General features: G+C 55.1%; 3 protein-coding genes. 1 reads left to right on the top strand and 2 read right to left on the bottom strand.

The window, feature by feature from the left end; genetic code table 11:
* Window positions 1-302: 302 nt before the first annotated feature.
* Both HMPREF2726_RS06570 and HMPREF2726_RS06565 read right to left on the bottom strand, forming a co-directional pair.
* Complete coding sequence (locus tag HMPREF2726_RS06570; RefSeq protein ID WP_036529570.1) at window positions 303-1118, bottom strand: alpha/beta hydrolase; 816 nt, start codon at window positions 1116-1118, stop codon at window positions 303-305.
* Between the two features lie 224 nt (window positions 1119-1342).
* Complete coding sequence (locus tag HMPREF2726_RS06565) at window positions 1343-3451, bottom strand: TonB-dependent siderophore receptor (RefSeq protein WP_070602708.1); 2109 nt, start codon at window positions 3449-3451, stop codon at window positions 1343-1345.
* Between the two features lie 477 nt (window positions 3452-3928).
* Here HMPREF2726_RS06565 and adhE point away from each other — a divergent pair, with 477 nt between their 5' ends.
* Window positions 3929-6544 carry a bifunctional acetaldehyde-CoA/alcohol dehydrogenase gene (adhE, locus tag HMPREF2726_RS06560; protein WP_070602706.1) on the top strand — a complete coding sequence of 872 codons (2616 nt, stop codon included), beginning with the start codon at window positions 3929-3931 and terminating at the stop codon, window positions 6542-6544.
* Window positions 6545-6666: the final 122 nt, after the last annotated feature.

The raw sequence follows: 6666 nt of genomic DNA, 5'->3' as shown, positions 1-6666 counted from the left end.
TAACCTTCCCCCGCCAGACGGGGGAAGGGACAGGTTGTCGTTGCCACAACGAGTAGCGTGGGCTTTGCCCACGAGATGAAAGCCAAAATGGATACCCATTCGGCTGTTGTTTGATTTTGATTATTGGATGATAGATTTCGTGGACGCTGCCCACGCTACGGGTTGGATTTCCAATTTAATTGAATAAAACCTGCGTTGATTGCATAAAAGATGAATCCAAGGTCGTCTGAAAATCCCCAACTGCCATCACTCAAGCCGTATTCCTGTTTGCTGGGCATACGGCTTGTCGTTTTCCTGCGGGTTTATTTTTTCTGCCACGCTTGGCGGAGGTATTCGATGTGGTCGGGGAGGGCGTAGAAGGGGGTGTTGCCGTGGTTGGCGTTGGGGTAGAGGGTAAATTGTGCGTCTGCGCCGAGGTGTTGGAGGGTGCCGGCAAGCAGTTTGGCTTGGGCGACCATTTCCCTGCCGATTTGTTCGGGGCGGTTGCTGCGGCCTTCGTGTTCGCCGACGCTGATGCGGACGGCGGTGTCGGTGGGAAGGGCGGACGGGAGGAAGTCGAGGACGCGGCGGTTGTGCCACCAGACGGAGGGGGAGGCGAGCAGGTTGTGTTTGAAGCGGTCGGGGGCGGTGAAGAGGGAATAGAGTCCGAACAATGCGCCGAAGGAGTGTCCGAACAGGGCTTGTTCTTTGGGGTTGACGGGGTATTTGGCGGCAAGGGTCGGGGCAAGTTCGTGGTCGAGGAAGGTGGCGAAGCGGTCTGCTTGTCCGTATTGGCGGCGTTCTGCTTCGGTGGCGGTTTCGGGCAGGGGCGGGGTGTAGTCGAGAGCGCGTTGGGTCAGGTCGCGGACTTCGCCGTTGGGATAGCCGATGCTGACGATGAGGCAGGCGGCGCGGCTTCGGGTCATGGGGTTGATGAGCAGGGATTGCGCCATGCTGAGGGCGGCGGGAAAGAAGGCGTCGCCGTCGAGGATATGGAGGACGGGATAGCCTTGCGGGGGCGGGTCGCCGACGGCGGCGGTTTGGATGCGGTAGCTGCGGCCGGTGTGCTCGGAGCGGATGTGGGTTTCTTCGGCTTGCAGCAGGCGGGCGGCTTGCCAGTGTGCGGTGCGTGAGGTCATGGCGGGGTTGTCGGTTGTGTTGGTGGGGTGTGTTGTGTGTGTTATCGGGTTGTCGGATGTTTCAGACGACCTTTGGGCTATATCTGTTGTTTTTTCTATGTCAAACATGGACATAAATGATAAAACCGGACAGGTGGTGTGCCCTGCCTGTCCGGTCTGTTTCCGTAATGTGTTGGTCTTCTGGTTTTTGGCGGTGATTTGTTTTCCTTTTGCTTTTCCCGTTTTTAGAAGTCGTAGCGGAGGTTTGCCATCAGGCTGCGCTCCGAGCCGGGAATGTTGAAGGTGTTTGCGCTGCCGACGCGGGCGTAGTAGTGGCGGTTGAAGATGTTGTCGGCGTTGATTTGCAGCTTCAGTTTGGGCGTGAAACGGTATGCCGCCATGGCGTCGAATGTGGCGTAGCCGCCTGCACGCAGGCCTGCCGCCGAGGAGATGCTGCTCATCGCGTTCACGCCGCCGCCGAGGGTCAGCTTGGGCGTAACTTCGTAAGTCGTCCACAGGTTTGCGCTGTGTTTGGGCATCAGCAGGAAGATGCCGTCGTCGCGCGAGTTGGCGGCGGTTTTGATTTGGCTGTGCAGATAGCTGTAACCTGCGTGGATTTGCCATTTCGGTGTAATCGCGCCGCTGATTTCGGTCTCAACGCCTTCCATCACGCGTTTGCCCAAGGCGGCGTAACGGGTGTTGCGGTTGTTCGGGTTCAGCGGTGCGGCGGCGTTTTTGTCTTTCAGGCGGTAGAGGGAGACGCGGGTGTTGAGGCGGTCGTCCATGTAGCTGCCTTTGTAGCCGACTTCAAACTGGTTGCCTTCGCGCGGTTTGAGCAGGTTGCCGTCAGTGCCGAGGCTGGTTTGCGGCGTGTAGAGTTGGGAGAAGCTGGCGTAGAGGCTGTTGTTGTCGTTCAAGTCGTAAACTGCGCCTGCGTAGCCGGTGAACTTGGTTTTGCTGGCTTTGTGCAACTCGTCACCTTCGCCCGCTTCGATTTTGTAGTGTCCCAAACGCCAGCCGCCGATGAGCGACAGCCTGTCGACCGGATGGAAGACGGATTTGCCGTAAACGCCGAATTCGTCAAGGTTTTCAGTAGCGACGGTATGGCTGTAACCGCGCGCGCCGGCACGGGCGTTCTGCATCAGGTTGACATAGGGAACGGAGTGGAAATCGCCCAAGGCAACATTACGCGCAACGGCTGCACGGCCTTGCTCGTTGGTGCTGCGCAGGCGGTTGTAGTCCGCGCCGACGACGAGTTCGTTTGCGGTGTTGCCCAAGGCAAACGGACGGCTGTAGCTTGCGTCAACCGCGAAGGCTTTTTGTTTGATTTCCGTGCCTAAGCCGACGACGTTTGCCTTATTGTCGGCAGAAAGTTTGTTGGCGGCGAAGGTGTAGTTGGAGTCGGCATCGCGGTCGGAATAGCGCATACCGATTTTGCCGTAGCCGCCGTCGTCAAAATAATGTTTCAAATCGGCGAACACGTCATGGCTGTTCATTTTAAATTTGTTCCAATCCGCGCCGACGAAAGTGTGGTTGGGCAGGGACAGCAAATTGCCGCTGCTGCCGACGGGCAGGCCGTTATACGGCGCGAGGTGGCGTTGTTGGTAGAGATAGCCTACGCCCAAAGTCGTGTCGGGGTTGATGTCCCAATCCGCCGCCGCATAGAAGGTTTCGTGGTGGTTGTTTTTCTCGGCAGGACGGGGAGACGCGCCTGAAGTTTGCGCCATCACACGGCCGCGCACGCTGCCGTCGGCGTTCAGAGGACCTGAAACATCGGCTTCGGCTTTATATTGTTTGTGCGTACCGAACCCTGCTGCCGCATGGCCTTGGAACTCTTTGGTCGGGCGTTTGCGCACCAAATTCACAATACCGCCCATCTCGCCGCTGCTGTCGAACAAGCCGCTCGGGCCGCGCATCACTTCGACGCGGTCGAAGGCGAACAGGTTGGGCAGCGTGCCGTTGATACTCTGCATTTGCGCGGGCAGGCCGTCGATATTGTATTCGCTGTATTCGTAGCCGCGCGCATAAACCGATGAGCGGCCGTCGTCATTACTCAACACGCGCAGACCCGGCGTTTTGCGCGCCAATTGGTCAAAGGTATCAACGTTGCGGTCTTTTACCTGCTGGTTGGTAATGATGCTGACGGATTGCGGAATCTCGCGTAAAGATGCGGGGATTTTTGTGCCGACAGTGGCGGCAAACGAGCTGTAATCGCCGTTTTTCTCGGTGGCAATCGCGTTATACGAACGCTGCCCCTTCACATGGACAGTATCCAGCTCGACCGTTTCGGCGGCAAATACAGTGGAAGATAAAGCGGCCACAACGGCGGCAGCGGTCAGATTGGGTCGGAACATCAATTTCTCCGTTCATTGTACAAATGAGAATGGTTGTATTTTATAAGTTTAATATCTGAAATTGTAGAAAAAAAACTATCGTTTTCCCGACAATCTCTTGTGAATATGCGACAAGGTCGTCTGAAAACTTTAATTTGGTTTTCAGACGACCTTATCCGTTTTGCCTGCAAATTTTGTTTGAAAGGTTGATTTGTAATTTCGATACAAAATTTAAAAAATTTCATTTTCATATGAATTGCGGCGGGCAAAACAATAGCGATATGGCAAAGGGGGAAGATTCGGCAGCCTCTTTTATCAAACTCGTTAAAATGATTTTATTTCAATGTATTAAAAACAGAAAAATCCTGAAAGAGGTCGTCTGAAAACAGCATGCATGGTTTGTGATGTAAGTCAAAGAGAAATGTAACAAAATTACTTATAGTAATCGTAGTGAAAATTTATCGTCTTTATTGCCACCTTATATCAAGGAGATACACCATGAACGCATCAGCCGACAATGTCGTCAGCCCCGCCGTAGCCGAGGTCAACAGTTTGGTTGAAAAGGGTTTGCGCTCGTTGGACGAGTTTCGCAAGCTGAATCAGGAGCAGATTGATTATATCGTTGCCAAAGCCTCCATTGCCGCGCTGGACAAACATGGTGTACTCGCCATGCACGCGGTCGAAGAAACGGGACGCGGTGTATTTGAAGATAAGGCGACCAAAAACCTGTTTGCCTGCGAAAACGTCGTGCGCCGCCTGCGCGATTTGAAAACCGTGGGCGTCATCAGCGAAGACGATGTAACCGGCATTACCGAAATCGCCGATCCGGTCGGGGTCGTCTGCGGTATCGTGCCGACCACCAATCCGACTTCCACCACCATTTTCAAATCCCTTATTGCGCTGAAAACCCGCAATCCGATTATTTTCTCGTTCCACCCTTCCGCCCAGCAGTGTTCCGCCCACGCCGCCCAAATCGTGCGCGATGCCGCAATTGCCGCCGGCGCGCCGGAAAACTGCATCCAGTGGATTGAAAAACCGTCTATGGAAGGCACTTCTTCGCTGATGAAGCATCCGGGCGTGGCGACGATTTTGGCGACCGGCGGCAATGCGATGGTGGAAGCCGCTTATTCCTGCGGCAAACCCGCGCTCGGCGTCGGGGCGGGCAACGTGCCTGCCTATGTCGAAAAAACGGCAAACATCCAACAGGCGGCACACGACATCGTGATGTCCAAAGCGTTCGACAACGGCATGATTTGCGCCAGCGAACAAGCCGTCATCGCTGACAAAGAGATTTATAAAGAGCTGGTCGAAGAGTTCAAATCCTACGGCGTGTACTTCGCCAACAAAAAAGAAAAAGCCATGCTCGAAGACTTCATCTTCGGCGTCACGGCAAACTGCGCCAACTGCGGCGGCGCAAAACTCAATTCCGCCGTTGTGGGCAAACCGGCGGCGTGGATTGCCGAACAGGCAGGGTTTAAAGTCCCCGAAAAAACCAACATCATCATCGCCGAATGCCGCGAAGTCGGCCCCAACGAGCCGCTGACCCGTGAAAAACTCTCGCCCGTACTGGCGATGCTCAAAGCGGATTCCACCGAACAAGGTTTGCAGTTTGCCGAACAAATGGTCGCCTTCGACGGCTTGGGACACTCCGCCGCCATCCATACCGCTGATCAAGAATTGGCAAAAACCTTCGGCACCCGCGTCAAAGCCTTACGCGTGATTTGGAACTCGCCCTCCACCTTCGGCGGCATCGGCGACGTTTACAACGCCTTCCTGCCGTCCCTGACCTTGGGCTGCGGCTCTTACGGCAAAAACTCCGTCGGCGGCAACGTCAGCGCAGTCAACCTGTTAAACATCAAAAAAGTAGGCCGTCGGAGAAACAACATGCAATGGTTCAAAGTACCCGCCAAAATCTATTTCGAGCGCGATTCCATCCAATACCTGCAAGACATGAAAGACTGTGAAAAAGTCATGATTGTGACCGACCGTTCGATGGTCGATTTGGGCTTCGTCGATAAAGTGACCCACCAGCTCCACCAACGCAAAAACAAAGTAACCATCCAGCTTTTCACCGATGTCGAAGCCGACCCTAGCGTCCAAACCGTCTATAAAGGCACGGATTTGATGCGCAGCTTCCAGCCCGACACCATCATCGCACTGGGCGGCGGCTCGCCGATGGACGCGGCAAAAGCCATGTGGCTCTTCTACGAACAGCCCCAAGTCGATTTTGAAGACCTCGTCCAAAAATTCATGGACATCCGCAAACGCGCCTTCCGCTTCCCCGAATTGGGCCGCAAAGCCAAATTCATCGGCATCCCCACCACATCGGGCACCGGCTCCGAAGTTACGCCGTTTACCGTCATCAGCGACGGCGACAAAAAATACCCCATCGCCGACTACTCGCTGACCCCGACCATCGCCATCGTCGATCCCGCATTTACCATGACCGTTCCCGCCGGCGTAACTGCCGACACCGGTCTGGACGTACTGACCCACGCCGTAGAAGCATACGTTTCCGTGCTTGCCAACGACTTTACCGACGGCCTCGCCCTGCAAGCCATCAAGCTCGTGTTCCAATACCTCGAACGCTCCTACAAACACGGCGCGTCCGACCCCGAAGCGCGCGAACACATGCACAACGCCTCCACCATCGCAGGCATGGCGTTCTCCAACGCATTCCTCGGCATCAACCACTCGATGGCGCACAAAATCGGCGGAAAATACCACGTTCCGCACGGCCGCGCCAACGCCATCCTGCTGCCGCACGTCATCCGCTACAACGGCACGCGCCCGCAGAAAACCGCCACCTGGCCGAAGTACAACTACTACAAAGCCGACCTGAAATATCAGGAAATCGCCCGTACCTTAGGCCTGCCGTGCACCACCCCTGCCGAAGGCGTAGAATCTTTCGCCCGCGCCTGTCACGAACTGGCGGTCAACGTCGGCATCAAAATGTCGTTCAAAGAGCAGGGCATCGACGAAAAAACCTTCATCGACGGGCGCAAAGAGCTGGCAATGCTGTCCTTCGAAGACCAATGCACTCCCGCCAACCCGCGTCTCGCATTGGTCGCCGATATGGAAGAAATCCTGACCAAAGCCTATTACGGCGAATAAGGTTCGCGTAAACCATAAAGCGCAAGAAAAGGTCGTCTGAAAACCACATTTCGGGTTTTCAGACGACCTCTGTTTTTTATATTGTGCCCCACTTATAGTGGATTAAATTTAAATCAGGACAA

This window comes from Neisseria sp. HMSC074B07 (genome assembly GCF_001810355.1).
Taxonomy (GTDB): Bacteria; Pseudomonadota; Gammaproteobacteria; order Burkholderiales; family Neisseriaceae; genus Neisseria.
This window is presented reverse-complemented; position numbering and strand designations above follow the sequence as displayed.